Annotated in this window: 21 protein-coding genes and 1 pseudogene; 9 read left to right on the forward strand and 13 right to left on the reverse strand. The window is 72.3% G+C overall.

The annotated features are described in order from the left end of the window. The 5 genes from argC to ACIA1L_RS28080 all read right to left on the reverse strand — a co-directional run bounded on the left by argC (position 1) and on the right by ACIA1L_RS28080 (position 4,321). Positions 1 to 1,023, reverse strand: coding sequence for an N-acetyl-gamma-glutamyl-phosphate reductase (argC, locus tag ACIA1L_RS28060; RefSeq protein WP_396075980.1), 1,023 nt, complete (start codon positions 1,021 to 1,023; stop codon positions 1 to 3). Between the two features lie 32 nt (positions 1,024 to 1,055). Beyond that, positions 1,056 to 1,226 (reverse strand): lysine biosynthesis protein LysW, encoded by a 171-nt coding sequence (locus tag ACIA1L_RS28065; protein WP_396075981.1) that lies wholly within the window; start codon positions 1,224 to 1,226, stop codon positions 1,056 to 1,058. A gap of 105 nt (positions 1,227 to 1,331) precedes the next feature. After that, positions 1,332 to 2,666, reverse strand: coding sequence for an aspartate/glutamate racemase family protein (locus tag ACIA1L_RS28070; protein WP_396075982.1), 1,335 nt, complete (start codon positions 2,664 to 2,666; stop codon positions 1,332 to 1,334). A 79-nt stretch (positions 2,667 to 2,745) separates the two neighbouring features. Further along, entirely contained in the window at positions 2,746 to 3,756 is a 1,011-nt protein-coding gene (locus ACIA1L_RS28075) for a BtrH N-terminal domain-containing protein (protein ID WP_396075983.1), read from the reverse strand. Continuing rightward, positions 3,746 to 4,321, reverse strand: a complete 576-nt coding sequence (locus ACIA1L_RS28080) for a hypothetical protein (protein WP_396075984.1) — start codon at positions 4,319 to 4,321, stop codon at positions 3,746 to 3,748. The genes ACIA1L_RS28075 and ACIA1L_RS28080 overlap by 11 nt, the downstream gene beginning before the upstream one ends. A gap of 28 nt (positions 4,322 to 4,349) precedes the next feature. On the opposite strand from ACIA1L_RS28080, the gene ACIA1L_RS28085 reads away from it, so the two are divergent. Then, positions 4,350 to 5,177: a GNAT family N-acetyltransferase gene (locus ACIA1L_RS28085; protein WP_396075986.1), complete on the forward strand. Its 828-nt coding sequence runs from the start codon at positions 4,350 to 4,352 to the stop codon at positions 5,175 to 5,177. Positions 5,178 to 5,299: 122 nt separating this feature from the next. Here the strand turns inward: ACIA1L_RS28085 and ACIA1L_RS28090 are convergent, their stop codons facing one another. The 7 genes from ACIA1L_RS28090 to ACIA1L_RS28120 are packed head-to-tail and all read right to left on the reverse strand — an operon-like array spanning position 5,300 to position 11,493. Then, positions 5,300 to 6,280: a transketolase family protein gene (locus ACIA1L_RS28090; RefSeq protein WP_396075987.1), complete on the reverse strand. Its 981-nt coding sequence runs from the start codon at positions 6,278 to 6,280 to the stop codon at positions 5,300 to 5,302. Continuing rightward, positions 6,277 to 7,095: a transketolase gene (locus tag ACIA1L_RS28095; protein ID WP_396075988.1), complete on the reverse strand. Its 819-nt coding sequence runs from the start codon at positions 7,093 to 7,095 to the stop codon at positions 6,277 to 6,279. The genes ACIA1L_RS28090 and ACIA1L_RS28095 overlap by 4 nt, the downstream gene beginning before the upstream one ends. Further along, positions 7,092 to 8,435: a DegT/DnrJ/EryC1/StrS family aminotransferase gene (locus ACIA1L_RS28100; protein WP_396075989.1), complete on the reverse strand. Its 1,344-nt coding sequence runs from the start codon at positions 8,433 to 8,435 to the stop codon at positions 7,092 to 7,094. Before ACIA1L_RS28100 ends, ACIA1L_RS28095 begins: the two co-directional genes overlap by 4 nt. Further along, positions 8,432 to 8,794 carry a hypothetical protein gene (locus ACIA1L_RS28105; RefSeq protein ID WP_396075990.1) on the reverse strand — a complete coding sequence of 121 codons (363 nt, stop codon included), beginning with the start codon at positions 8,792 to 8,794 and terminating at the stop codon, positions 8,432 to 8,434. Before ACIA1L_RS28105 ends, ACIA1L_RS28100 begins: the two co-directional genes overlap by 4 nt. Further along, complete coding sequence (gene lysX, locus ACIA1L_RS28110) at positions 8,791 to 9,669, reverse strand: lysine biosynthesis protein LysX (protein ID WP_396075991.1); 879 nt, start codon at positions 9,667 to 9,669, stop codon at positions 8,791 to 8,793. The genes ACIA1L_RS28105 and lysX overlap by 4 nt, the downstream gene beginning before the upstream one ends. Next, a complete protein-coding gene (locus ACIA1L_RS28115; RefSeq protein ID WP_396075992.1) occupies positions 9,666 to 10,784 on the reverse strand; it encodes a M20/M25/M40 family metallo-hydrolase in 1,119 nt (372 codons plus the stop codon). The genes lysX and ACIA1L_RS28115 overlap by 4 nt, the downstream gene beginning before the upstream one ends. Further along, the gene (locus tag ACIA1L_RS28120; protein WP_396075993.1) at positions 10,759 to 11,493 is read right to left on the reverse strand and encodes a 2OG-Fe dioxygenase family protein; all 735 of its coding nucleotides are present in this window, start codon (positions 11,491 to 11,493) and stop codon (positions 10,759 to 10,761) included. Before ACIA1L_RS28120 ends, ACIA1L_RS28115 begins: the two co-directional genes overlap by 26 nt. A 238-nt stretch (positions 11,494 to 11,731) precedes the next feature. Between ACIA1L_RS28120 and ACIA1L_RS28125 the strand changes: the two genes are divergently transcribed. Further along, positions 11,732 to 16,837 (forward strand): MupA/Atu3671 family FMN-dependent luciferase-like monooxygenase, encoded by a 5,106-nt coding sequence (locus ACIA1L_RS28125; protein WP_396075994.1) that lies wholly within the window; start codon positions 11,732 to 11,734, stop codon positions 16,835 to 16,837. Further along, positions 16,834 to 17,490 (forward strand): hypothetical protein, encoded by a 657-nt coding sequence (locus ACIA1L_RS28130; RefSeq protein ID WP_396075995.1) that lies wholly within the window; start codon positions 16,834 to 16,836, stop codon positions 17,488 to 17,490. The genes ACIA1L_RS28125 and ACIA1L_RS28130 overlap by 4 nt, the downstream gene beginning before the upstream one ends. Before the next feature lie 24 nt (positions 17,491 to 17,514). Here ACIA1L_RS28130 and ACIA1L_RS28135 read toward each other — a convergent pair whose 3' ends face one another. Then, entirely contained in the window at positions 17,515 to 17,934 is a 420-nt protein-coding gene (locus tag ACIA1L_RS28135) for a VOC family protein (RefSeq protein ID WP_396075996.1), read from the reverse strand. Between the two features lie 228 nt (positions 17,935 to 18,162). Here ACIA1L_RS28135 and ACIA1L_RS28140 point away from each other — a divergent pair, with 228 nt between their 5' ends. The 6 genes and pseudogenes from ACIA1L_RS28140 (at position 18,163) to ACIA1L_RS28165 (ending at position 25,329) form a co-directional block, all read left to right on the forward strand. Beyond that, positions 18,163 to 18,366, forward strand: coding sequence for an MbtH family protein (locus ACIA1L_RS28140; RefSeq protein WP_396075997.1), 204 nt, complete (start codon positions 18,163 to 18,165; stop codon positions 18,364 to 18,366). Positions 18,367 to 18,390: 24 nt separating this feature from the next. Next, positions 18,391 to 21,135, forward strand: coding sequence for a LuxR C-terminal-related transcriptional regulator (locus ACIA1L_RS28145; protein ID WP_396076046.1), 2,745 nt, complete (start codon positions 18,391 to 18,393; stop codon positions 21,133 to 21,135). Positions 21,136 to 21,199: 64 nt separating this feature from the next. Continuing rightward, on the forward strand, positions 21,200 to 21,595 hold the full coding sequence (locus ACIA1L_RS28150) for a GntR family transcriptional regulator (RefSeq protein WP_396075998.1): 396 nt from the start codon (positions 21,200 to 21,202) through the stop codon (positions 21,593 to 21,595). Next, positions 21,592 to 22,489 (forward strand): annotated as a pseudogene (locus ACIA1L_RS28155) (ABC transporter ATP-binding protein). Before ACIA1L_RS28150 ends, ACIA1L_RS28155 begins: the two are co-directional and overlap by 4 nt. Next, positions 22,486 to 23,442, forward strand: a complete 957-nt coding sequence (locus ACIA1L_RS28160) for an ABC transporter permease subunit (RefSeq protein ID WP_396075999.1) — start codon at positions 22,486 to 22,488, stop codon at positions 23,440 to 23,442. The pseudogene ACIA1L_RS28155 and the gene ACIA1L_RS28160 overlap by 4 nt, the downstream one beginning before the upstream one ends. Before the next feature lie 267 nt (positions 23,443 to 23,709). Continuing rightward, the gene (locus tag ACIA1L_RS28165; RefSeq protein WP_396076000.1) at positions 23,710 to 25,329 is read left to right on the forward strand and encodes a GGDEF domain-containing protein; all 1,620 of its coding nucleotides are present in this window, start codon (positions 23,710 to 23,712) and stop codon (positions 25,327 to 25,329) included. The last annotated feature ends 54 nt before the right edge of the window (positions 25,330 to 25,383 follow it).

Consider the following 25,383-nt stretch of genomic DNA (forward strand, 5'->3'; position numbering starts at 1 on the left):
CTAGATCGGGTGCAGGCCGGGGAAGGTCAGCCCGGTGTTCTCGGGCCAGCCCATGCGGATGTTGAGGCACTGCACGGCGTTGCCCGCACCGCCCTTGACCAGGTTGTCCAGGGCGCCGACGGCGACCAGTTGCCGGTTCGGCCCCAGGGCGAAACCGACATCGCAGTAGTTGCTGCCGAGCAGGATCTTCGGCTCGGGTAGCCGATAGTTGCCGCGCTTCTGGGCCACCAAGCGGACGAACGGCTCGTCGGCGTACGCCGAGCGGTACGCAGCGCGGATCGCCCGCTCATCCGTACCGGCCACCGCGGTGGCCCGGCACACCACCTGCACACCCCGGACCGCGTCGATCCCGGTGGCGGTCATCGCCACCTGCAGGCCGGTGCATGCCGAGATCTCCGCCTGATGTCGGTGCTGCACCGGAGCGAAGAGCCGGAGCACGCCGCTGCGTTCGGCGTGCAGGTTCATCTCCCCGGCCGAGGCGCCGGAGCCGCTGGAGCCGACCCGGCCGTCCACGGTCACGTCCGGCTCGATCAGCCCGGCCGTAGCCAGTGGCCGCAGAGCCAGCGACGCGGCGGTCGCCATGCAGCCCGGCACACTGATCAGGTCCGCGGTCCGCAGCAGGTCACGGTGCACCTCGGGCAGTCCCGGGATCGCCGTGCCCAGCAGCTCGGGCTCCGGATGTGGCCGCCCGTAGTGCTGTTCGTACGCCGCGGGGTCGCTGAGCCGCAGGTCCGCGCTGAGGTCGAACACGACCTTGCCCCGGTTGCGCAGCTCGGCACGCGCCGGCACGTCGTCCAGCCCCGAGCTGGTGAGGAACAGGGCATCGCAGTCGGGGATCTCGTCCGGGCGCACATAGGTGAGCCCGGTCCGACCCCGCAGATTGGGGTGGTCGCCGTCGATGCGGCGGCCGGCGAGCCGGGTGGAGCTGACGGCCGCCAGCTCCACCGAGGGGTGGTCGAGAAGGATGCGGAGGAGCTCGCCACCGATGTAGCCGGCACCTCCGGCGATGGCAACGCTGATCATGTCGATGTCTCCCGGATGCTCGCGGACCGGACCTACTCGCCCCAGTCCTCCTCGACCTCGGGGGCTACGGCGATGATCAGCGGGTCGACCGAGAGGACCTCCAGTTCCCCGCGGCACTCGCCGCACTCGAAGAGGGAGTTCGGCTCCGGTGCGGCCGCGAACGTCACGTCCGCTGCGCACTCCGGACAGGCTTGAACGCTCATCACTGCTCCTTGTCGATGGGTGCCCGGGGCGGTGACCCCGTTGGCGTCGATGTTCCGGTGTCTCGGCTGCGGGGTGGAGTCGGTGAAACCCCCTACGCGGGCCGGTCAGTTCATCCCGTACGCGAGCCGGTCGTCCTCGTAGAGCGCGGCGAGCCGGTCAGCCAGCAGGTCCAGGGTGTCGACGAACCGGCGCGCCGATTTCTGCCGTTGCCGCTGGGCGGCGAAGAGGATGGACAGCTCGGTGAGGGCCAGCACGACGGTGTCCGTGGTCGCCGCCTGCCCGATGAGGTCACGCAGCTTGTTCAGCGTGGCGCTGGTGACGACCTCGCGTTTCACCGAGAACGCCAGGCTGGTGAGCGCGTCCAGGTGGCGGCGGGCCGGCACGTGGGCCTCGAACTCGGCGGCGAGTGTCCGGAACTCGCTCCACCGTGCGGAGCCGGCGACCGCGGGGATGGCGAGCAGGTCGAACCGGTGGATGCCCTCCGCGCGCAGGAACCGGGTCGTCTCGTCCACCATGGAGACAAAGGTGACCCGGTATTCCGCGCAGATCCGCCGGATCTCGGCGGCGAAGTAGTGGGTGGTGTTGCAGGCGACCGCGACGACCGTAGCGCCGTTCGCGCACAGCCGGTGGACGGCACCGGTCACGGCCTCGCGGACCTCGTCGGTCCGTTCGGACAGTTCCATGGACAGCCCCAGCTCGGGTACGGACTCCACGAGCACCCGCGGAAAGCTGATGTCGCCGCGGAACGTGATGCGGGGGCTGGCCCGGATCCGGTGGTTGAGCTTCTCCCACAGCAGCATCCCGGACTCCGGGGAATTGCCGGTCAGGATGCCGATAGTCAGTCCGCGCGACCGCGCCCGGCGCTTGCCTTCGGCGATGTCTTCGACCCGGCTGCCGGGGCACGCGGCCACGAACTGGCCGGGCTGAAATTCGACGGCGTACTCGAGATGTCCCAGGTTCGTCATCATCGTGTACGGCGCGAAATGCCGATCGAGCACGCCCGCGTCGAAGATCTGGGTGACGCCGTGCCGGGACAGCGCGAACGGGGTGACCGTGCCATAACTCAATCCGAAGCGCCGTCGAAGCTCGTCCTCGTCGATTCGGTGAACCGACGCCTGCAGCACCGTCGCGACCTTCTCCGGCGCCAGCCGTTGATGCCCCCTGGTGTGCAGGGCGACGTAACGCGCCGGACCCGGTCCGTCCAGTCGGGCTACTGTCGATTTCAGCTCGTCGCGCAGCGGGATGCCGACGCTGCCCAGCCGGTTGCGGCGGCTCGCTGCCTCGGCGCAGCTCCGCACGGGCGGGTTGCGGGATACCGCGTGCCACACGTCAAGCGAGCTGAGCACTGCGAGGTTGGCGGCGACTTCGGATGGCGCCGGATCGCCCGGTGCGGACGGGACCGTCGGGCCGGCCGCCACCGGGAGGGCTTGCACGGTCATGTGACTGCTCCTTCTTCGCTCGTGTCCCCAGGGCTCGGTGACCGGCGCCCACAGCGGGCACCGGTGGTGCTGCGGCCGCTCACGCCGGCACGGGCCGCAGGTTCCCGACGGCGCGCTCCAGGTCGTCGAGCAGGGCGGACACTCGGCGGCGCAGGCCGTCGACCGCGGCGACCCGGTCCGCGCGGGCGGTGGCCGCGGCGATCCGCAGGGCCGACCAGTGGTGCGCCACCCGGTCGACCTCGCGGCCCCGCTCGCAGAGCCGGGGCAGATCGAACTCGCGGCCGGCCCGGGTCAGGAATGCGGCGTGCAGCCCGGTCACGGCGAGCATCGGTCCGCCGACCACGAACAGTTCGTCCACCGCGTCCGGGTCGTCGGCGAACCGGTCGACGGCGTCGGTCAGGAAGCGGTGCAGGCCGGCTAGACCACTGTGGACGCCGGAGGGCGCCGGATCGGTGAAGCGTCTGGTGTTCTCGGCGATGACGTGGTGCACGAAGTCCGGGTCGAAGCGCGGCACACCGGGGCCGATGGTCGCCTCCAGCCAGCGGTTGCCGATCGGATTGGCGGTGAAGAACAGGTCCCGGTCGTGGGCGACCGGGTTGCCCGAGTCACGGGCGGCCGTCAACGCGGCCAGCGGGATCGGTCCGCGGAAGGACGGCGGCACCGGATCCGTGACGAACACCTCGCCGGTCTCGTCGTCGAAGCCGTCGACGACGAGAAGGTGGTTGGTGTGCACGTCCCGGTAGGCCGGCCGGAACGGTAGATGGAAGTTGTCGGCCGCCACCGCGACCGGGCTGCCGCGCAGCAACGCGGCCCGGACCTGCCGCCAGCCCTCGACCGCATCCGCCGGCTGGTGCCAGCGCGACGACACCGGATGGTACGGCGCCAGCCCGGCGAACAGGTCGTCCTCGTGCCCCGGAAAGTAGTACTCCTCCCGGCGTACCTCCCCCGGCACGTAGCGGAAGCCCCAGCCCGCGCCGAGCACCGTCAGCGGATCGAGGCCGTGCGCGCTGAGCAGCGCTCCGGCGGCGGTGTGCAGGCAGTGGGTCAGATCGTGCCGCCAGTACGGCGACGGACGCGGCTCAACGCGCACAGCGGGCCTCCTCGTCGGCGACCATGGTGATCGCGAAGACGTGCATGGCGGGGTTGTCGGGCAGGCGTACGGCGGTCAGGGGATCCGGCTCGGTGACCGGAACGCGCTGTTGCCAGATCGCGGGCGCGTGGTCGCGGTGGGTGTGCCGCGGATAGCGCAACGCCTGGGTGCGGAACGCCAGCGGCTCGCCGAACCCGGCCGGCGTCTCCGGCCAGAAGTCGGACATCCGCAGCCATGCGGCACGGATGCTGCCGTCGGCGTAGTGCAGCTCGACCCGGTCTTCGGTACGCCGTTCGGCCGCGCCGATCAGGTAGACCCAGTCCCAGCGGCCGGCGGTCACCGGCACGAGCTGGCCCCGGCAGCGGATGTTGTCGCCGCCCGGGGCCGGTGCGGTGGGGAAGGCGAACGTTATCCCGGCGACCTCGACGGCCGTACCGGGCGGGGGGAGCTCCTCTGCGGGGAAGGTGTTGCTCCAGACGTTGAAGCCGTAGTCCCCGGCCGTCTCCGGCGGTTGGAGCCCCCGGTTGTCGAAGAACGATCTCAGGTCGATCCGTGACTGTTGCACTGTCCGCCTTTCCGGTACTTTTTCGTATATGTACGTCACTCAATCAGTGGTCCGTGTCCACCGCGACGACGCCCCGTCCCCGGCCGCATGCGACCGGTTGTCCGATGTGGTCTCCGCCGCCTACCGAGCCGGTGACCTGGTCCCCGGCCTACCGGTGGCGGATGGCGTCGGCGAGACCGGCGCCCACGTGCGCGCCGCCGTGTCGACCGGCCGCCTGCTCTGGGTGGCCGAGGCCGACGGCGAGATCGCCGGTGGTGTCCGAGCGCAGCTCCTGCCGGACGGCTCCTGGGAGGTGCAGCGTCTCGCCGTCGATCCGGCGACCCGCCACGGCGGCATCGGGCGAGCCCTCCTCGACCAGCTCTGTGCTGACGCAGCGGCGGCCGGTGCCGCCCTGGTCGTCCTCGACGCGGTGGTGGAGCGCGGCAACCCGGCCTTCTACGCCCGGGTCGGCTTCCGGACCGTCCGCCACTTCCCCGCCGCCGACAAGCCGCTGTCCGAGGTCCAGATGACCCGCGACCCCCGCTTGCCGGGCTCCCCGCTGCCCTACCCGGCTCCGGATGACGAACCCCCGCGCGGTGCCACCGTCTCCTGGTGGGCTGACGACGACCAGACCTGGTGCCGGATCGGCGACAGCGCCGCCGAGGTGCCGGGCGAACCGCTGGGGCTGGACTGCCTGCCCGGCGGCGATCCCGATGCCCTGCGGACCGTGCTCGCCGCCGGCGCCGACGCCGCTACCGGGCCGGATCTGCGGTTCGACCGGCCCGCCGGCCGCGTGCCCGCCTTCGTGCAGCCCCGACACCTCGACCCGGCCCTGCTGGCCTGGTGGCGCTCCCCCACCGCCCGCCGGCACCGCTGATCCTCTGCCGCCGACACCGCTGACCCGCCGCCCGCCGGCTGGGCCGGCCACCGGCCTGGGGCGGACCCGACTACTGCGCCAGGAGCCGCGAACCTTGTCGCGCGGCTCCTGCCGGTAGCCGATCAGCCTGCGCGGCCGACAATCTCCCGGGCGGCCGCGACGATCCGCTCAGGACTCACCCCGGCGGCGACGAGCAGATCATGCTCGTCACCCACCTCGTCACCGAAGCGATCCGGCACTCCGATTCGGCGTACCGGGCAAGGCCGGGTCTCGGTGACGACCTCGCAGACCGCGCCGCCGAGGCCGCCGATCACCAGATGGTCCTCGACCGTCACCAGGCCCGCCGTCTCCCGGGCCGCCGCGATGACGGCGGCCCGGTCCAGCGGTTTGATCGTGTGCATGTTCAGCACCCGGGCCCGGATGCCGAGTGCCGCCAACTCCACGTGTGCCTGCAGGGCCATGAGCACCGGCCACGGCCCGGTCGCCACGATCGTGACGTCGGTGCCGTCGCGCAGCCGCGCGGCCCGGCCGGGCACCAGCTCCGGCGTGGTGTCGTGGATCAGCGGTGTCGCCGCCCGGCCGAGCCGGATCACCACCGGCCCGGGCAACCCGGCCGTGGCGAGGACGGCCTGTTCCACCTCGGCGGCGTCGGCCGGCACCACCACGGTCAGGTTCGGCAACGTCCGCAGAATTGCCAGGTCCTCCACGGCGTGGTGGGTCGGCCCGTAGTGCCCGGACGACAGCCCGCCGTGGGTGACCACGATCCGGACCGGCAGATCGTTGTAGGCAATGTCGATCTTGATCTGCTCGCAGGCCCGCGCTGCCGCGAAGCCCGACAGTGTGTGCGCGTACGGCCGCAGACCCGCTGACGCCATGCCTGCGGCCACCCCCATCAGGTTGGCCTCGGCGATGCCCAGGTTCACGTATCGCTCCGGGAACTCGACCGCGAACGTCGTCTCCAACCCACCGGTGTCAGTGTCCACACAGAACACCCGAGGATCGGTACGAGCCAGCTCGATCAACGCCCGCCGGTGAATCTCGCGGCCCGAGCCGGCGTAGTGCTCGGCGAAGGTGTCAGCCCGTTCGGCCATGGCTGCGGTCATGTCGGTTTCCCTGCTCGCAGGCCCGCAAGGGCTCGTTGATAGAGGCGGGGGCTGAGCTGCACCGCGTGTGCCTTCTTCTGCCCCTCGAACAGCGGCACACCCCGGCCTTTGACGGTGTGCGCGATGACCACCGTCGGCCGGCCGCCGGGATCCGGCAGTGCGCCGAACGTCTCGCGCAGCGCGGAAAGGTCGTGCCCGTCCACCTCGGCTACCGCCCAGCCGAAGGCCCGCCAGCGGTCAGCGAGCGGTTCCAGCGCGAGGGTGTCTTCGGTGTCGCCGGTGATCTGCAGCTTGTTGCGGTCCACGATCGCGATGAGGTTGTTCAGGCGGTGGTGTCCGGCACTCATCGCCGCTTCCCACACCGATCCCTCCTGCAACTCGCCGTCGCCGAGCAGCACGAAAGCGCGCAGGTCCCGGCCGGTGCACCGGGCGGCCAGGGCGACGCCGGCGCCGAGCGAGAGCCCGTGCCCGAGCGAACCGGTGGGGAACTCGACGCCGGGCACCCGGCGCAGCGGATGACCGGCGAGGCGCCCGCCGGGCAGCGCGTACGTCTCCAGTTCCGCCGGATCGAGGAAGCCGTGCTCGGCCAGCGTCGCGTAGAGGGCCGCGCTGGCGTGCCCTTTGCTGAGCACGAACCGGTCCCGGTCCGGGTGCTGCGGATCGGCCGGGGAGACCCGCAGCACTTCCGCGTACAGGACCGTGAGGATTTCGGCGAGCGACAGGCTCCCGCCGAGGTGCGCCCCGTGCGGCGAGGTGCCCATGCGCAGCACCCGCTCCCGCACCCGGTACGCCTTCTCCGCCAACTCGTCGGTCATGCCGGCACCGCCTCGGCAGTGCGCTGCCACAGCGGCCGGTACTCGGTTCGAGCGGCGATCGCAAGGATGGTGTCGAGCTGGGACCACACCTTGTCGAAAGCGTCGGCGGACCGCTGCAGCACCGGTCCGGCCGCCGGGTTGAGGTGCCAGCGCTGCAAGGTCAGCGAGTCCTCCAGCACGGCGAGCGTCACCGGATGGTCCTCCGTGGAGTTCCGGACCGCGGGGACACCGGGCAGTGTCCACGGCAACCCGCCGTAACCTTCGCGGCGCTGGAACGCCGGCTGCAGCGGCAGCGGCAGCACCTGGTACTGCTGCATCGGCACGCCCTCGGCCCGCAGCGCGCGCTTCAGCACCGTACGCAACGCGCCCGGGGCGATGTCCGGGCGGCCCAGCGCGGCCGGGTCGAACCGCAGCCGCACGATGTGCCATGCGTGGGTCCGGTCCGGCGGGCACATCGGCACTCCGATGCCGGGCAGTGCGGCGAGCCGGTCCAGGAACGCGGTCACGTTGGCGTTGCGGGCCGCGGCGTACTCCGGCAGCCGGGCCAGTTGGGCGCGGGTGAATGCGGCCTGCACGGCGCTCAGCTTCGCGTTGCCGGCCAGCACGCGGGAGAGATAGTCGCGTTCGGCGCCAGCCCGCAGGTCCTCGCCGAACTGGCGCCGGAGGACCACGCGCTCGAAGAGCGTGTCGTCGTCGGTGGTGACCAGGCCGCCCTCACCGCACGTCGGCAGGTTCTTCACCACGTTGAGGCTGGTCGCGGCGATGTCCGCGAGGGCACCCGCCCGCCGCCCTCGGTAGGTGGCGCCCTGCGCCTGCGCGGCGTCCTCGATCAGCGCCAACCCGTGCCGGTCCGCCACCGCTCGCAGCGCGGCCATGTCGGCCGGCAGACCGTGCAGGTGCACCACCAGGATCGCCCTGGTCCGCGGCGTCACCGCGGCCTCGGCCCGGACCGGGTCCATCGTGTACGTGACCGGGTCGACGTCGACGAACACCGGGACGAGCATGCGCTGCACCACCGGAATCGCCGTGCCGATGAACGTCAGCGCCGGGACCAGCACCTCGTCGCCGGGTGCGAGGTCCAGGGCGGCCAGGGCGAGCTCGAGGGCGGCAGTGCCGTTGACGACGGCGGCGCAGTGCCGGGTACCCACGTACGCCGCCCAGTCGCGCTGCAGGCCGGACACCTCGCCGCGGCCGCCGTCGTTGGAGGTGAACAGGCCGCCGTCGAGCACGCCCTGGACGGCGGCGTGCTCGGCTTCGGTGATCACCGGCCAGGCGACGGCGGCACCGGTGTCCTGCGGCCGTACGGTGCGCTCACCGCCGACCATCGCGAGCCGGCTCATGCGGTCACCGCCACCGGCGCGACCAGGGTGAGCGAGTGCAGAGCCACGCCCTCGGCGACGGGCAACCGGACCGCGGTCAGCGTCGACCGGCGGGTGACCGGCAGGCGGACGGTCCGCACACCGGCCGCCCACGACAACGGCTCCGGGTCCAGACCGTCTGCGTAGTACAGCCACCAGTCGGCCTCGCCCGGCGCGGTGGCGTCCAGCTCCACGTGCACCCAGTCGTAGGACCCGGCGGGCACGCCGAGCAGCTGTCCGGCCAGCGGCACCGGGCTGTCGGGTACGGCCCGCGCAGTGCGGGAGCCAGGCGCGTCGGCGACCGGGTGCAGGTCCAGGTCGGGAGTGAGCGCGGCGCTCATGCCGGCACCTCCTGGTCGAGCCGGCCCAGCACGTAGTCGACGTAGGCGCCGACCAGGTCCAGGCCGAGCACCTCCACCGCGCCGTGGAACTCGGGTGTGTGGTTGACCTCGTTGACGAACATGCGGCCGTCCTTGTGCTCGATGACGTCGATGCCGAGGATGCCGTCGCCGATCGACTTGGCGGCCGTGCTGAGCAGCTGCACCAGGTCGTCGGTGAGCGGACACGGCTCGGCGCGGCCACCCCGCGCGGTGTTCGTGCGCCAGTGGTCGGCCACCTTGTAGATCGCGCCGACCACCTCCCCGCCGAACACGTACGCCTTGATGTCCCGGCCGGGCTTGTCGATGTACTCCTGCACGAAGGTGATCCGGTGCTGCGGCCCGGGGAACGCCGCCCTGTGCTCCAGCACCGCCTCGGCGGTCTCGTGATCACGCAGTCGCGCGGCCAGCCGGCCCCAGGATCCGGTCAGCGGCTTGACCACGGCCGGATAGCCGAACCCAGCCAATGCCTCGAGCGCTGAGTCCGGCACCAGGCCGACCATCGCCCGCGGGGTGGGCAGACCGCCGTCGCGCAGCGCAAGCGTGGTGAGCAGCTTGTCGCCGCACAGGTCGACGATCCGGGAGTCGTTGACCACCGGGACGCCGGCATGCTCGAACAGCTTGCACGCGTACGAGTTGCGGGTGTGCGAGATCTCCCGGCTCAGGGCGCCGCGATAGGGCAGCTCCAGCGGGCCGTCCAGCGGCACCACCAGCTGACGGGTGTCGACCTGTGCGAAGTTCACCTCGCGCCGGGTCAGTTCGCGCAGGATCAGGCGTTCCTCCAGCCGGATCCGCGAGGTGAGGACGGCCAACGGCCGCGGGTCGCCGGACTGCGTCACGACATGCCTCCAGTTCTGCTCGGAACGCCACCGGCCGGCGCGGCCGCGGAAACTGTCGCGGCCAGCCGCGGGAGAGCCGCGGCCAGCACGTCGATGGCGGTCCAGTATTCGGATAGAGCGATGTGCTCCTGCTCGGTGTGACACAGGTGCGAGTCGCCCGGCCCGTACGCGGCGGTCGGCACGCCCCAGGCGGGTCCGACCACGTTCCAGTCCGCGGTGCCGAGCTTGAGCTTCGGCGTGGGTCGGGCACCGGTGTCCCGGATCGCCGCGCTCAGTGCGCGCACCACCGGGTCGGTCCGGGGTGACCGGACGGCCGGCACCTGCTCGACCACGGTCAGCGCATGGGTGCCGAGCGGTAGGCCGCCGAGGAACCGGTCGGCATCGAAACCGGTGGGCACCCGGCAGGAAATCTCGGCGACTGCTTGCCGCAGGTCGCCGGAGAGCCCGATCAGGGACGGGATCACCCGGTCGAACAACGACGCGTCGGCTGCGTTCCACTGCTGCGCGGCCACGCCGACCGCGTTCCACAGCCCGGCGGCGACCTCCACGGCTCCGGGATCGGGGGAGCTGGTGTGCGCCGGCGGCACGGTGACGTCGATGCGGAACCGGAGCACGCCCTTGTAGCCGAGGCCGACGCTGGTGGCGCCGCTCGGCTCACCGATGACCACGGCGTCCGGGCGCATCCGGTCCACAAGGTGGCGGGCGCCGCGCGAGGTGCGTTCCTCGTCCACGGCGCCGATCACCACGATCCGGGCCGGGAACGCCGGTCCGAGCCGGGCGGCCGCGCAGATCATCGCCGCCAGCGGGCCTTTGGCGTCGACTGCGCCCCGGCCGTACAGAATGCCGTCGCTGAGCCGGACCGGCAGCGCTCCCGGCACCGTGTCGGCGTGCCCGAGCAGCAGCAGTTCGGGCCCGGCGGGATCGCCGATCTCGCCGCGCACGTTCCCGACCGCGTCCACCGAGGTGGCGAACCCGAGCCGGGCCATCCGGGCGGCCAGGAAGCCGGCCAGCTCGGCCTCGAAGCCGGAGACCGACGGGATCCGGACCATGTCGTGCAGCAGGTCGGCCTCGTTCGACCGGTCCATGGCGTCAGGTCCCGGCGGGCGGGTTGACATCGACGAGCAGCATGTCGCGCACGCCGGTCGCGGCCGCGGGCACGGTCGGCGTCACCTCGTGGGTAACCGCCGCGTCGTCGACGAAGACGGAGTCGAGCGGGTCGGTCAGCGTGGTGCTGACCGGCTCGCCGCCGTCGTTCGGATAGATGGTGGACCGGCCGCCGGTGACCCCGTCGCGGCGCACCAGGTGCATGCCCACGTACGCGTGCCCGTCGCGGTGCCGGCCCTCGGGGGTCGGCAGTCCCTCGGCGCCCCGGCGGGCGATGATCCGCACCAGGTGGACGCCGATCTCCCACTCCGTACGACCGGACAGCGCCGTCGCGAGCCGCGCGTCGAAGCCGACCAGCGCCGTCATGCCCGGGTGCTCCAGCACCTCGGGGGTGATCGGCGCGAACACCCGGTTCCGGCCCGCCCACAGCGGGATGACGTCCTGGCGGAACGTCGCGTGCGGCAGCGCCTCGAATGTGACGCCGCCGGCGCCGACCCGGACGCGAAGCTTGCCGTACCGCCGCTCGCGGTAGGTGCCCCCACCGGCAAGCTCGGTGTCCACCGGCAGGTCCTCCCAGGCCTTGCGGAACTCCTCGAGGTCCGGTTCGGACAGCAGTCCGGCCAGGTCGGCGCGGCGCAGCACGGCGAAGCCGTCCCGCTCGGCCCGGCCCGCGTGTGCGGTCACGCCGGCGTCGACCGGCGTGCTGATACTGATGGTCATCGTTGCCCCTCTCCACGGCAGTCCCGGTGGGATTCCGGTGGGACCCGCAGGGAGGCGCCGGCCCGGCCGGGAGCGTTGTCGGATGTGGCCGGACCGCAGGACCGGTCCAACCATGCGACGACCTTCGCGGGCGCGGTCTGTGCGCACACAGTCCGGCATTCCCCCGACTGCCCCGCGCCGGCGGCCGCGGCCGATGCTGCGAGGAACCGAACCGGACACATCTGTAGCGGGAGTCGACATGCCGCACTCAGCCGGGCCGCACCTGGCCACTCTGTCGGACGATCAGCGGGAGCGACTGCTGCGCCGGGTACGCGCGACCCGGGCCGCGCAGCCGACCGACCGGATCCCGCCCGCACGCCGTGACGAGCCGCTGCCGCTGTCCGCCGCGCAGCAGAGCGTCTGGTTGCTGTCCCAGTGGAGCGAGGGCGATACCACGTACAACACGCCGCTGGCGCTGCGGGTGCGAGGCGGGTTCGACGCGGACCTGCTGCGCCGGGCGCTGGGCACGGTGGTTGATCGGCACGAGGTGCTGCGCACGACGTACGAGCAGGGACCGGACGGACCGCGTCAGGTCGTGCACGCCGCTCCCCCGGATGACCTGGTGCTCGTCACCGAGGTGCCTGGTCTTGGCCCGGACGAGCGGGACGCGTTCGCCCGCGAGCAGGCGCAGGCCGAGGCCCGCCGCCCGATCGACCTGCGTACCGGTCCGGTGCTGCGGGCGAGCCTCGTCCGGTTCGCCGCCGACGACCACCTGCTCGTGCTGGCGATGCATCACATCGCCACCGACGCCTGGTCGACGGGCCTGCTGGTGCGGGAGCTGACCGAGTGCTACACGGCCGCCCGGGACGGCCGGGCGCCGGAGCTGGCCGCACTCCCCATTCAGTACGCCGATTTCGCCCGCTGGCAGCGCGACCGCGAGGGCACGCCGGGCCTGACCTACTGGCGCGAGGAACTCGCGGGTCTACCCGAACTGGACTTCCCCGCCGATCGGGCCGCCCCAGCCGCGCCTACCGGCGCCGGCGCGGTCGCCTCGACCCTCCTTCCCGCCGACCTGCACCGCCGGATCCAGAAATTTGCCACCTCGGCGGGCACCCGGGTCCTGCCCGTGGTCACCGCCGCGTACGCCGCCCTGCTTACCGCGCTCACCGGCCAGGACGACATCCCTCTCGGCACGGTGTTCTCGGGTCGCGACCGGACCGAGATCGAGCCGCTGATCGGCTTCTTCGCCACGACCGCCGTGTTGCGGCTGCGCACCGCCGGCGACCCGGCATTCCGCGACCTCGTCGACCACGCCCAGGCTGTGCTGTCCCGGGCGCACGCCCACCAGGACGTCCCGTTCGAGCAGGTGGTGGCGGCGCTGGCTCCCCCGCGGCGACCCGGCCGCAACCCGCTGTTCCAGGTTGCCCTGCACTCTGCCGAGCCGCGGCCGGCGCACCTGACGATGGGCGACGCCGAGCTGGTTCCGGTGGAGTCGCACGCGGGCCAGGCCCGGTTCGACTGCACGATCGCTGTTGCCGAGCGGCCCGACGCGGGCGGCATCGAGTTGTCCGCCGAGTACGCCACCGACATGTTCGACGCTGACCGCATGAACCGTCTCCTGGCCCACCTGGTCCGGCTGTTGGAGTCCGCGATGGACGACCCGGACACCCCGATCGGGGCGCTGGATCTGCTGGCGGCGGACGAGCGCGACCGGCTGGTGTCCGGTGAGAATGACACCGCGACGCCGCTCCCGCCCGGCACTCTGCTCGACGCATTCGCGGCCCGGGTCGCGGCGGCCCCGGACGCTCCGGCGCTCTCGCACCGCGGCACCACGCTGGACTACGCCGAGCTCGATCGACGGGCGAACCGGCTCGCACACCGGCTGCGCCGCCTCGGCGTCGGTCCGGGTGATCTGGTCGGCGTCTGCCTGCACCGTTCGCCGGACCTGATCGTCGGCCTGCTCGCTGTGCTCAAGGCGGGTGCGGCGTACGTGCCGCTGGACCCCGGCTATCCGGCCGCGCGACTGGAACTCGTGCTGGACAGCGCGGAGCCGCTCGCCGTCCTGGTCGACGCGCACAGCCGGGCGTCGATCCCGCCCACCGCCGCCGCCGTGGTCGACTTGTCCGCCCGGGAGCCGGCCGGGCTGCCGGACACCGCGCCCGAGTCCGGGGTCCGTGAGCACGACCTCGCCTACGTCATCTACACCTCCGGCTCCACCGGCCGCCCCAAGGGAGTGCAGGTCGAGCACGCCCAGCTCACCAACCTGTTCACCGCCCTGGACCGGCGCTTCGGCGCCGACGGTGCCGGCACCTGGCTCGCGGTGACCAGCGTGTCCTTCGACATCTCCGTCCTGGAGCTGTTCTGGACCTTGACCCGTGGATGGCACGTGGTCGTCGCGGACGGCCGCGCCGACGAGCTGCTGGGCGCGGGCGCCGAGGCGACCCGGACGCTCGACCTCAGCCTCTTCTACTTCGCCAGCGACGACGGTGACGCCGACGGCTACCGCCTGCTGCTGGACGGCGCGAAGTTCGCGGATCAGCACGGCTTCGCCGCGGTGTGGACACCGGAGCGGCATTTCCAACCGTTCGGCGGCCGGTTCCCGAGCCCCGCGGTGACCGCGGCAGCACTGTCCACAGTGACCGAGCGGGTGGCGTTGCGCGCCGGCAGTGTCGTCCTACCGCTGAACCACCCGGTCCGGGTCGCCGAGGAGTGGTCGGTGATCGACAACCTGTCCGGCGGGCGGGCCGGCATCGCGTTCGCCTCCGGCTGGGCGCCGCAGGACTTCGTGTTCGCGCCGAACGACTTCGCCGAGCGGCGCAAGGTGCTGCTGGAGGCCATGGACACGGTCCGTGGACTGTGGCGGGGCGAAGCCCGAACGATGCCCGGCGGAACCGGCGACGTCGAGGTCCGGACCCGGCCCCGGCCGGTGCAGCCGGAGCTGCCCGCCTGGCTGACCTCCGGCGGCTCGCCAGACACCTTCCGCGCCGCCGCCGAGCAGGGCGTCGGCGTGCTCACCCACCTCCTCGGGCAGGACGTGGCGAAGCTCGGGGAGCTGATCGCGCTGTACCGGCGTACCTGGCGGGAAACCCACGGCAGCGACGGCGGCACGGTCACGTTGATGCTGCACACCTTCGTCGGGGCGGATGCGGACGAGGTGCTGCGGACGGTGCGTGAGCCGTTCATCCAATACCTGCGCGGTTCCCTGGACCTGCTGCGACCGCTGGCCGCCGAGCAAGGCCTCGACCCGGCCGACCTCAGCGGTGACGACCTGGACGCGGTGCTGGAGCACGCCTTCCACCGGTACGTGCACAGCAGCGCTCTCATCGGCACACCGGAGCACTGCCTGGAGGTGCTGGGCCGGCTCACCGCGATCGGCGTGGACGAGGTGGCCTGCCTCATCGACTTCGGTGTCCCGACCGACGAGGTCCTCGCGTCGCTCCCTGCCCTGGACGCGGTTCGGCAGGCCGCGGCGGCTCCGCCGGCGGACCGCGTACCGACGCTGCGGGAGCTGATCGCCCGGCACGGCGTCACCCACCTGCAGTGCACCCCGGCGTTGGCCGAGCTGATGGCTGACGACAAGCCGACCCGGGTGGCGCTCGGTGGTCTGCGGCGGATGCTGGTCGGCGGCGAGGCGCTGCCCGCTCCCCTGGCCGGTCGGCTGCGCACCGCCCTGGACGGCGGCGACCTGGTCAACATGTACGGCCCCACCGAGACGACGGTGTGGTCCGCGGCAGCCGACGTCCGCCACGAGGACACGACCGGCACCGGCACGGTCTGCCTGGGCACTCCCCTGTCCAACACGTCGCTGCATGTCCTGGACCGGTGGGGCCGCCCCCAACCGGCCGGCGTGCCGGGCGAACTGTTCATCGGCGGCGCCGGGGTCACCCGGGGCTACCACGGCCAGCCCGGGCTCACCGCGGACCGGTTCGTGCCGGACCCGTTCGCGCCGGACGGTCGCCTGTACCGCACCGGCGACCTGGTCCGGCGAACCCGGGAGGGGTTGGAGTTTCTCGGCCGCACCGACCACCAGGTGAAGGTGCGCGGTTTCCGGATCGAGCTCAGCGAGGTCGAGGCCGTCCTGCGCGCCCACCCGGACGTGGCATCGGTCGTGGTGGTGGCGGGCGGTCCCCCGGCGGCCCGGTTCCTCGCCGCCCACGTGATCGGTGTGGAGGGCCGGGCACGGGACGCGGCGGCGCTGGCCGCCTACTGCCGGGAGCGGCTGCCCGAGCACATGGTCCCGGCCCGGTGGCAGTGGTTGGACACGTTCCCGCTGACGCCCAACGGCAAGGTCGACCGGCAGTCCTTGCCCCCACTCGACGCTCCTGCGGCCGGCGCTGGCGAGGCGCCGCGGACCGCGCGAGAGCGGGCGATCGCCGAGGTTTGGGCGCAGACGCTGGATCTCCCCATCGCCTCGATCGGCGTGCGGGACAACTTCTTCGCGCTCGGCGGGCATTCGGTCACCGTCCTGCGCGCCCTCACGGTCGCGGCGGCGCGCGGTCTTCGGTTGACCGTACGCCAGATGTTCACCCACCAGACCGTCGAGGAGCTGGCCCGGGCGACCGCGGAAACCCCGACCGACCTGCCCGACGGGGTCGTCGAGGTCGCCGCAGGCTCCGGACCTGCCCTGTTCTGCCTGCACTCGAGCACCGGGACCGCGGTGCCGTATCTGCCGCTGGCCGGGCACCTCGGCGTCGACCGGGCCTGCTTCGCGATCGAGGCCGCGCCGGTCGAGGCGGGCGCGGCAGTCGTCGGCGTGCCCGACCTTGCGCGCCGCGCCGTGGACCTGATCGTGCGCGTCCAGCCGACGGGCCCGTACCACCTGGCCGGCTGGTCGCTGGGCGGCGGCCTGGCGTGGGCGGTGGCGACCCGGCTGCAGGAGCTCGGGCACGAGGTGGCGTCACTGACCATGATGGATACTCATCCGCCGACCGCGCTGGCCGAGGCTCCGGACCATGCGACCGCGGTCCGCGCCTTCACCGACACCGTCTGCCGGTCCCAGGGCCGCGAACCGCTGCCGCTGACGTTCGACGTCGCGGCGACCGACGAGGAGCGGTTCGCCGCGGCGGCCGACGCGCTCGAAGCGGCCGGCCTGGTGCTGGCCGCCGACCGGTCCGGCGTCCTGTCCCGGGCCCGAACGTTCACCTCGCTGCTGACGGCGGCCGCGACCTGGACTCCCGGTCCGGTGCACGGCCCGGTCGACCTTCTGGTCGCCGCGGAGCCCGGTGACATCTCAGCGGCGGCCGCGGGCTGGGGCCGGTGGACTGCCGAGCTGCGGACCCGGCTCACCCCGGGCGACCACTTCGGATTGCTGCAGCCCGCACACGTCGGAGCGCTCGGCGCCACCCTTGAGGAGATCATGGGATGACGCCCTTCGAGACCGTGGCGGACGCTGTGGAAGCTCGCCGCCGGATCGCGGGCCAGCTGCTGGGTGTCCGGGCGGAGTTGCGCATCGCCCACCCGGGCGGCACCACCCGCGGCACCGGGCCGGTGCCGGGCCTGCTGCCCGGCCCCGACAGCGCCGTCCGGGTACGCCTGCTGCTCCCGAACGCGGCCCGGGTCGATGCGGAGACGCTGGCCTGGGTCACGGCGGCGGTCCGGGCTGGGGCGCTGGTGCGCACCGTGCCGGCGCCGCCGCGCCCGTTGATCGTCGCCGACCGGGAGCTGGCCGTCCTGCCCGCCCCGAGCGGCGACCCCGCGGGCGGCACGATGCTCATCCGCGAACCGAATGTGGTGGGGCACCTGATCGCGACCTTCGACGCCCAGTTCGCGGCAGGCACGCCCCTGACAGTCGACCCGGTGGACGAGGCGGGCGCTGCGGTGAACCAGGCAGGTGCCGCGGCGGCGGACCGGGTGCTCGGTCTGCTGGCCGCCGGCGCCACCGAGGAGGAGATCGCGCAGCGGCTGGGTTTGTCCGCCCGGGCGGGCCGGCGGCTCATCGCAGCCACCCTCGCCGCGCTGGGCACCACCCACCCGTTCCAGGCCGGCCTGCTGGCCGAGAAGCGCGGCCTCCTCGAGTGAGGCTCTGGGAGGCCGCGCTGAGGCTCAGTTCTCGTCCGGATGCTCCCGGTCCCACTCGTCCTTCTCGGCCTGGCTGCGCTCGACGCAGAACTCGTTGCCGACCGGGTCGGCCAGGACGATCCAGCCGCGCCCGTCCGGCTTGCGCTCGTCCGACACCAGCGTCGCACCCAGGCCCAGCAGCCGCTGGTACTCCTCGTCACGGGTGGTGTCCGGCTGGATGTCGACGTGCACCCGGTTGCGCGCCTCCCCCTTGGCGTCGGGCACGCGGATGAACAGCATCATCGGCCCACCCTCCACCAGCGGCAGCAGGCCCACCTCGTCGTCACCCCGTTCGTCCTCGGGATGCACCGGACACCCGGTCACCGCACTCCAGAACTCCGCCAAGGCGTACGGCTCGTACGGCTCTGCACAGTTCACCGTGATGTGACGGACAGCAGACGGCATACAGACTCCTCGTTTCTTCGATACTCCGACGCCGATGCGGAACCTTACCCGCGACCGGCGTACACATCCTGCCCGGCGACGCGCACCGGAACCTGCGACCTGCTGGGCAACTTGTTGCCACGCACGTTCGTGAGGTCCGCCGTGCCTATCGCCGCACCCCGCCGGCGACGAGTCTGGACAGGCCCAGACGGCCGTGTCTGCGGCCTTCCCACGATTCCAGGAGTTTCCATGAGTGACGTCGTCGACGACCGTCCGCACCTCGTCGTCCACAACGCCGAGGAGCAGTACTCGATCTGGCCGGACGGCCGGGACGTGCCCGGCGGCTGGCAGACCACCGGCTTCCGCGGCACCAAGGCCGAATGCCTCGCGCACATCGAGGAGATCTGGACCGACATGCGGCCGCTGAGCCTGCGCCCCGCGACCACCAACTGAGCTGAGCAGCGAGGAGACGCGGTGATGGACACCGGGAATTCCCGTCCGCTCGTCGGGCGGCTTACCGAGCAGGCCCTGCTGGCCGGCTTCCTGACCGACGCGGGCGAGCGCCCGGTCCTGGTCGACGTCGCGAGCGAGCCGGGCGTCGGCAAGTCCCGGCTGCTGGCCGAGTGGGCGGTCGCCGCCCGCACCGCCGGCGCGACCGTCCACATGCGAGCGGAACGGTCACCCGTCGCCGCGCTCCGCGCGGCGACGGCGCCCGGGTCCCGCCAGGTCGTGCTGCTCGACGACCTGCACCAAGCCGACGCCGACGTCACCTCGGCCGTTCTGGACACGCTGCGTCATCCGCCGCCGGCCGGCATCGTCCTGGTCCTGGCCTATCGTCCCCGGCAGACTTCGCCGAGCCTGCTGGCGGCGGTCGGCAGCGCGGCGCCGGCCTGGGCGGCGCGGCATGTGCCTCTCGCACCGTTCACGCGTACGGAGACGGCCACCTTCGCCGCGGACAGGTTCTGTGGCCGGCACCGGGCGACCTGCTTCGAGGACACCGACGGCGTAGCCCGTTACCTCGAGGTCCTCATGGCGGACTGCCAAACGGACAGCTGCCGGTCCGGTCCGGGTAACGACTCCACCATCGCGGCCCGGGCGGCCGCGCCGCTGCTCGCGGAGCTGCATCGGCAGCCTGACGACGCGCGGCTGGTCGCCGACGCGGCCGCGGTGCTCGGCGAGGAGTTCCGGCCGCATCTGCTGCCCGAGATCACCGAGCTCACCCTGCCGAGCGTCCTCGCGGCAATGGATGCCCTGCTCGCCGACGACCTGCTGCGGCCCGCTCCGGAGGCGGGCTCCTTCACCTTCCGGCATCCGGTTCTGCGCCGAGCCTGCTACGCAGCCACACCGCCGGGGTGGCGGCTCGCCGCACACCAGCGGGCCGCGGCCGCGCTACGCCGCTGCGGCACCCCGGTCACCGGGTACGCCGGGCACGTCCTGCGTGCCGTGGGGACCGGTGTCGCTGCCGACGTCTCGGTGCTGGCCGATGCCGCGGATGCTGCCGCGAACGACGACCCGGCGACCGCGGCAGTCTGGTACCGCGCGGCTCTGGATCTCCCGGTGCCCGACGACGTCGCCGCCCCGCACCGGCCGGCACTGCTGACCGGGCTGTCGGCCACCGCCGGAGCCACCGGCCGCTTCACCGAATGCCGCACCGCGCTCCAGCGCTACGACGACCTCGCCGACGACTCCGGCCCGGCCGGCCGCCTGGTCACCACTGCGTTGTGGCGGGCCGAACTCGCCCGCTCGGACGGCGACCGCGGCGCGGCACGGCAGATCTTGCACACCGCTCTGCGCCTGCTGCCGGACCAGACCGAGTCGACCAGGCTGCTGGTAGCCCTGGCCGCCGAAGCCGTATCCGGCGGGGTACTGGCACCGCGGGAACCGGCCTCGGACGACCTGGACAGCTCCTGCGACGATGCGCTGCTGGCGACCGCGGGCGGTGCGGACGAGCTGCTGCGGGCGTACGCGATCGCGGTGAAGGCGACGGTCTGCCTCGCCGCCGGCGGCCTCTCCGCGGCGCGCCGGGGCAGCCGGGCCGCCGCCGAGATCGTCGACGGCCGTTCGGACGCGCAGCTCACGGGCGCCGCGCCGGTCCTGATCGCACTCGCCTGGCTGGAAGCCCACCTGGATCAGCACGCCGCGGCCACCCGGCACTTCGGCCGGGCGCTGGCGATCGGCCGCGCCACCGGGCGTTGGCCGGTAGTGCTGGACGCCACACTAGGTCTGGGCGGTGTCCGCTTGCGGCGTGGCGACATTCCGGCCGCTGTCCACCTCGCCACCGAAGCGGTGCGGCTCACTGAGCTGGTCCCGGCCGCCGAACCTGGCGCCGCGGCGTGGTGCCTGCGCTCGGCAACGTCCCTGGTCGCCGGTGACCCGGTCGCGGCCCTCGACCAGGCCCGCGCTGCCGTCACCGCGATCGGCGACGCCACCCTGAGCCCCTGGTACGCCCAGGCCCGCGAGTCGTTGGCCGCGGCGCAACTGGCCCACGACGACCTGGCCGGCTGCCGCCGTACCCTCGCAGGATCGGACCGGACCGCCGCGGCCCGCCCGAGCTGGGAGCGGACGGCGTACGCCGCGTTGACCGCGAGTGTCGCCCTGGCAGCGGGCGACGGCGATGCTGCCCGCGACATCTGCCAGCAGGCCCAGTCGGCGGCCGCAGCGCTGGGCCTGCCCGCCCAGATCGCCAGCGCCGCGCTGCACGCCGCCCGCGTCGCCGCCCGGCCGGCCGAGAAGCTCTCGCTGGCCTCCGCCGCTGTCACCACCGCCATCGTCGCGGACTGTCCGTTGGAGACGGGCTGGGCGCGGCTTACCGCAGCCGAGGCGCTCATCGCCCTGGACGAGCCGCACCGCGCCGCGGAGCACCTCGACGAGGCGGAGGAGATCGCCCTCCGCGCCCAGGCAGGTGCCCTCTGCGCGGCGGTGGCCGCGGCCCGCGCCGCGGCCGGCTCCGCCGCGCAGCAGACGATGCTGAGTCGGCGCGAGTTCGAAATCGCGAAGCTGGTCAGCCAGGGCTGCACCAACCGGCAGATCGCCCGCACCCTGGACGTGAGCCACAAGACCATCGAAACTCACCTGGGCCGCATCTTCGTCAAGCTGGACGTGTCCTCCCGCGCGGAGATTGCCAACCTGGTGGGCCGCGCGGTGGTTTCGGCCCGTCCAGCCCGCGCCAGATCGCCGAGAGCACCGGAGCCGGCCGGCGCTCGTCCGACTGCGGGCACCTGACCGACTCCGGTTGACCTCCCCTTACTGCTTTACTATGGTACTAGTAAAGCAGTAAGGGGATGCCGTGTTCACTTTCCGCCTCGACACCCATTCCGGTGTGCCGCCGTACCTGCAACTTGTCCAGCAGGTCCGCCAGGCAGTGCTGCTCGGCTTCCTGCAACCCGGTGACCGGCTCCCGCTCATCCGTGAGGTGGTTGAGGACCTGGCCATCAACCCGAACACGGTCGCCAAGGCGTACCGGCAGCTGGAGCAGGAGAATCTGGCCGCCGGTCGGCCCGGTCAGGGCACGTTTGTCACGGAACAGCAGTCCGCCCCGATGTCGGCATCGACGTACACGTCGTTGCGCCGGGGCCTGACGACCTGGCTGCGCCGCGCCTACGCGGCCGGACTGGACGAGCAGGCAGTCAATGCGCTCATTGCCTCTGTCCACCAGCAGACCAGAAACGAGGACGTGGCGTGACGGAGACCGAGTTCGCGCTGCGCACCGACGGTGTGGGCAAGCGCTATCGAAAGGGCTGGGCGCTGCGTGACTGCAGCCTTGCCCTGCCGGCCGGCGGAGTGATTGCCCTGGTCGGGCCGAACGGAGCGGGCAAGACCACGCTGCTGCGCCTGGTCGTTGGACTGCTGGCACCGACTACCGGCACGGTGGAGGTTCTCGGCCACGACGTCACCGTCAGCACCCCGCAAACGCTGTCCCGGGTCGGATTCCTGGCCCAGGACCACCCGTTGTACAAGCGCTTCACCGTCGCCGAGATGCTCCGCTTCGGCCAGGCCTGCAACGTGCGCTTCGACCGTGAGCTGGCCGAACGCCGGCTGGCGAAACTGAGGATCCCCCTCGACCGCAGAACCGGCACCCTCTCCGGCGGGCAGCAGGCTCAGGTCGCGTTGGCGCTGGCCCTGGCGAAGCGGCCGGACCTGCTCGTCCTCGACGAGCCGGTAGCCAGCCTCGACCCGTTGGCCCGGCACGAGTTCCTGCAGGTCCTCATGGGTGCGGTCGCCGAGGCAGGGGTGACCGTCTCTCTCCTCCCACGTCGTGCACGAGCTGGAACGCGTCTGCGACCACCTGATCGTGCTCAACGACGGCCGGGTCACACTCACCGGCGACATCGACACCCTCCTCGCCGAACACCGGCTGCTCATCGGCCCGCGTACGGCCACCGACCTCGACCGGGCCGGCACCGTCGTGGAGGCCGTCCACAGCGACCGGCACACCACCCTGCTGGTGCGCGACGGCGCCATCACCACCGCGCCAGGCTGGCAGGCCCAACCGGTCGCATTGGAGGACCTGGTACTGGCCTACCTGCGCCGGTCTTCCGAGCCGGGTGCCGCAGTCACGCCGGGGGTGGCGGCGTGACGTGGTTGATCTGGCGTCAGCACCGCGCCGAGGTCGGCGTTCTGGCTCTGCTCGTCGGCCTGTTCGGCATCTGCCTGCTCGTGTCGGGAACGCAGGCGCACGACTTGTTCCCGGGCGGCCCCGCCCAATGTGCCGCAGAGGCCGGCATCAACGAGGGCTGCACGGCTTCCTTCCGCCAGCTGGACGACAAATACGGTTACGTCGAGAACCTCCTGGCAGCCTTCTATCTGGTCCCCGTCGTCATCGGCGCGTTCCTCGGCGCGCCGCTGCTCGCGCGCGAATGGGAGGACGGCACCTGGCAGCTGGCCTGGACGCAGGCCGTGCCGCGAATGCGCTGGCTGGCGGCCAAGCTCACGACACTGGCCGGCGTGACCGTCGCGCTCACCGGGATGTTCACCGCTGTGCTCACTTGGTTTCGTCAGCCGTTCGACGCGTGGGAAGGCCGGTTCCAGTACGACGCGTTCGACCTGGAGGGACTTGTTCCGGTGGCGTACGCACTGTTCGCGTTCGGCGTCGCCACCGCCGCCGGGGCGATCCTGCGGCGCAGCCTGCCCGCCTTCGGCGTCGCGTTCGGAGCGTTTCTCGCCGCCCGGCTGTCGGTGGCGCTGCTGGCCCGCCCCGCGTACGCCACGCCCCTTACCACCATGGAACCGATCCCCACCGGCGACTCCCCGGCGTCTCGCGTCGCTGACTGGGTGATCGAACGCGGCTACGCCGACGCCACCGGGCGCAGGCTGAGCTCGACTGAGTACTACGACCTGGAGAGCGCTGCCAACCAGGCCGGCACCAACCTCAATCAGTTCCTGCACGCGCGGGGCATCCAGCAGTTCGGGGTCTACCACCCGGCCGAGGTGTTCTGGAGGTTCCAGCTCATCGAGGCGGCACTGTTCGTTGCCGTCGCCGCGGGCATGATCGGTGTGGTGGTGTTGCGGGTCCGGCGCCGCATGATCTAGCGCCGGATGCACCGCCGGCACTCCTCACCGCCATGGAACGGGACTGACGCCCCTCAGCGCCCATTCATGGCCGCACCGTGACAGACGGGATGCTAACGGCAGATAACGCCCCTTGGTGCCAGCTCCGCCGCGGGGAGCAGCTGAGCGGATATCTAAAGGCTCAAGCCACGCGGGTCGGCGCCGATGTGGTGCGATGGTGGCCGGTTTCCCGGCGCCGCGGATACGGCCCGGCGCGGCAGGGAAACGGGTAGCGGCATGATGGATGCGGTGAGCAGCGGGCAGGCGGTGGCGATGATGGTCCTCGATGCGGCGGCGTTGGACGCTGAGATCGACGCGCTCGCCGAGCAGGCCGGCATCGATGTCGACGTGGCCCTACCACGGGTCGCGATGCTCGAACAGCTTGCCACCGACCTCGGCGACCCGGTGCTCCGGTGGCGCTGCACGGTGCTGCGAGCCGACCTGGTGGAACGGCGGGGCGACCTGATCGAGTCCATGAAACTGGCCTGGGAAGCGCACGCGTGGGCGACCACCGCGGGGTGCAACCGCGTGCTGTCCCGCGCCCACGAGATGCTGGGCCGGGCGTTTCGCAACATGGGTGACCTGGTGGCGAACCTGGAACACCGGATCCAGTCAGTCGACGCTCTGGACGACACCACACCGCCGACAGTCACGGTCAAGTCCCTGATCAAGCTCGCCGACGCGTTCGCCGAGACGGAGTCGTTGCCCGCCGCCCGCGAACGTTACGAAGAGGCGTTCCGGATGGCTCACGACCTGGGCAACCTGCGCTTGCAGGCGATGGTGTTCAACAACTGGGCCTACCGCGAGTACGAGCACGGCGACGCCCTGCTGGCACGCCAGGTTCTCGACCGCCTGGTCGCGCTCAGCGAAGAGCAGGGCTGGGAGCTCGACTACTGCGACCTGGATACGATCGCTCGGGTGGAGCTGCGGCTGCACCACTATCCCGAGGCCGAGGCCGCGGTGCTTGCCGCCCTCGAGTCCTACCACCACGGCGACCACTCGGAATCCGACGCCGAACCCGACCTGCTGCTGACCCTCGCCGCCGTCCAGCGACACCGCGGCGCGCTGGAGCAAGCGCAAGAGTCGCTGACCGCGAGCAAGGTGCTGTCCGACGCCGCCCACATCGACCGCCTGACCGTCAAGAACCTGCTGGAGCAGGCGCAGCTCTACGCCGCGTCGGGCGACTTCGAGAGCGCCTTCCACACGATGTGCGAGCAGCGGATCGCGGAGAAAGCGCAACTCAACCAGGAACGCGAGGCGCAGGCCCGCAACCGGCAGGCGCTGTTCGAGGTCGACGAAGCCCGGCGCCAGGCTGAGGCGTTCCGCGACCAGGCCCGCCGCGACCCGCTGACCGGCCTGCGCAACCGCCGCTTCGTCGACGAGGCACTGCCGGCGCTGCTGGCTGACGGCGCCGCGGACGGCGCCCAGGTGACCGTGGCCCTGCTGGACCTCGACTACTTCAAACGCATCAACGACACCCTGTCGCACGAGGTCGGCGACCGCGTCCTCGCCGAATGCGCCGCCCTGCTCGCACAGGTTCCGGTCGGCGACCGCGGCATGGTGGCCCGCGTCGGCGGCGAGGAATTCCTCGTGGTCATCACCGGCGTACACCTGTCGGCCGCGGTCTTCATCCTGGAGGACCTGCGCCGCACGGTTGCCGAGCATGACTGGCAGCCGATCACCGGCGAGCTTCCGGTGACCGTCAGTGTCGGCGTCACCTCAGCCACCACCGGAAGCACCCAGTCGACCCTGCTGTCGCGCGCGGACGAGGCCCTCTACGAAGCCAAGCGCGCCGGCCGCAACCGGGTCTGCCTGGACAGCCGGTGCGAGGTCACCAGCCGCCGCACCCTCCGCAACGACCTCCCGTAGCGGCCCATATCGCCAGTCGATCACCGGCCGTGGCCCGTACGTGTCTCGAAATCT

It is taken from the genome of Actinoplanes sp. NPDC051859 (assembly GCF_044452725.1).
GTDB lineage: Bacteria > Actinomycetota > Actinomycetes > Mycobacteriales > Micromonosporaceae > Actinoplanes.

Bases quoted from the DNA above. Each gene is read 5' to 3' on its own strand.
- argC (WP_396075980.1), bottom strand. From the start codon at position 1,023: ATGATCAGCGTTGCCATCGCCGGAGGTGCCGGCTACATCGGTGGCGAG.
- ACIA1L_RS28065 (WP_396075981.1), bottom strand. From the start codon at position 1,226: ATGAGCGTTCAAGCCTGTCCGGAGTGCGCAGCGGACGTGACGTTCGCG.
- ACIA1L_RS28070 (WP_396075982.1), bottom strand. From the start codon at position 2,666: ATGACCGTGCAAGCCCTCCCGGTGGCGGCCGGCCCGACGGTCCCGTCC.
- ACIA1L_RS28085 (WP_396075986.1), top strand. From the start codon at position 4,350: ATGTACGTCACTCAATCAGTGGTCCGTGTCCACCGCGACGACGCCCCG.
- ACIA1L_RS28090 (WP_396075987.1), bottom strand. From the start codon at position 6,280: ATGACCGCAGCCATGGCCGAACGGGCTGACACCTTCGCCGAGCACTAC.
- ACIA1L_RS28095 (WP_396075988.1), bottom strand. From the start codon at position 7,095: ATGACCGACGAGTTGGCGGAGAAGGCGTACCGGGTGCGGGAGCGGGTG.
- ACIA1L_RS28100 (WP_396075989.1), bottom strand. From the start codon at position 8,435: ATGAGCCGGCTCGCGATGGTCGGCGGTGAGCGCACCGTACGGCCGCAG.
- ACIA1L_RS28105 (WP_396075990.1), bottom strand. From the start codon at position 8,794: ATGAGCGCCGCGCTCACTCCCGACCTGGACCTGCACCCGGTCGCCGAC.
- ACIA1L_RS28115 (WP_396075992.1), bottom strand. From the start codon at position 10,784: ATGTCAACCCGCCCGCCGGGACCTGACGCCATGGACCGGTCGAACGAG.
- ACIA1L_RS28120 (WP_396075993.1), bottom strand. From the start codon at position 11,493: ATGACCATCAGTATCAGCACGCCGGTCGACGCCGGCGTGACCGCACAC.
- ACIA1L_RS28125 (WP_396075994.1), top strand. From the start codon at position 11,732: ATGCCGCACTCAGCCGGGCCGCACCTGGCCACTCTGTCGGACGATCAG.
- ACIA1L_RS28130 (WP_396075995.1), top strand. From the start codon at position 16,834: ATGACGCCCTTCGAGACCGTGGCGGACGCTGTGGAAGCTCGCCGCCGG.
- ACIA1L_RS28135 (WP_396075996.1), bottom strand. From the start codon at position 17,934: ATGCCGTCTGCTGTCCGTCACATCACGGTGAACTGTGCAGAGCCGTAC.
- ACIA1L_RS28140 (WP_396075997.1), top strand. From the start codon at position 18,163: ATGAGTGACGTCGTCGACGACCGTCCGCACCTCGTCGTCCACAACGCC.
- ACIA1L_RS28145 (WP_396076046.1), top strand. From the start codon at position 18,391: ATGGACACCGGGAATTCCCGTCCGCTCGTCGGGCGGCTTACCGAGCAG.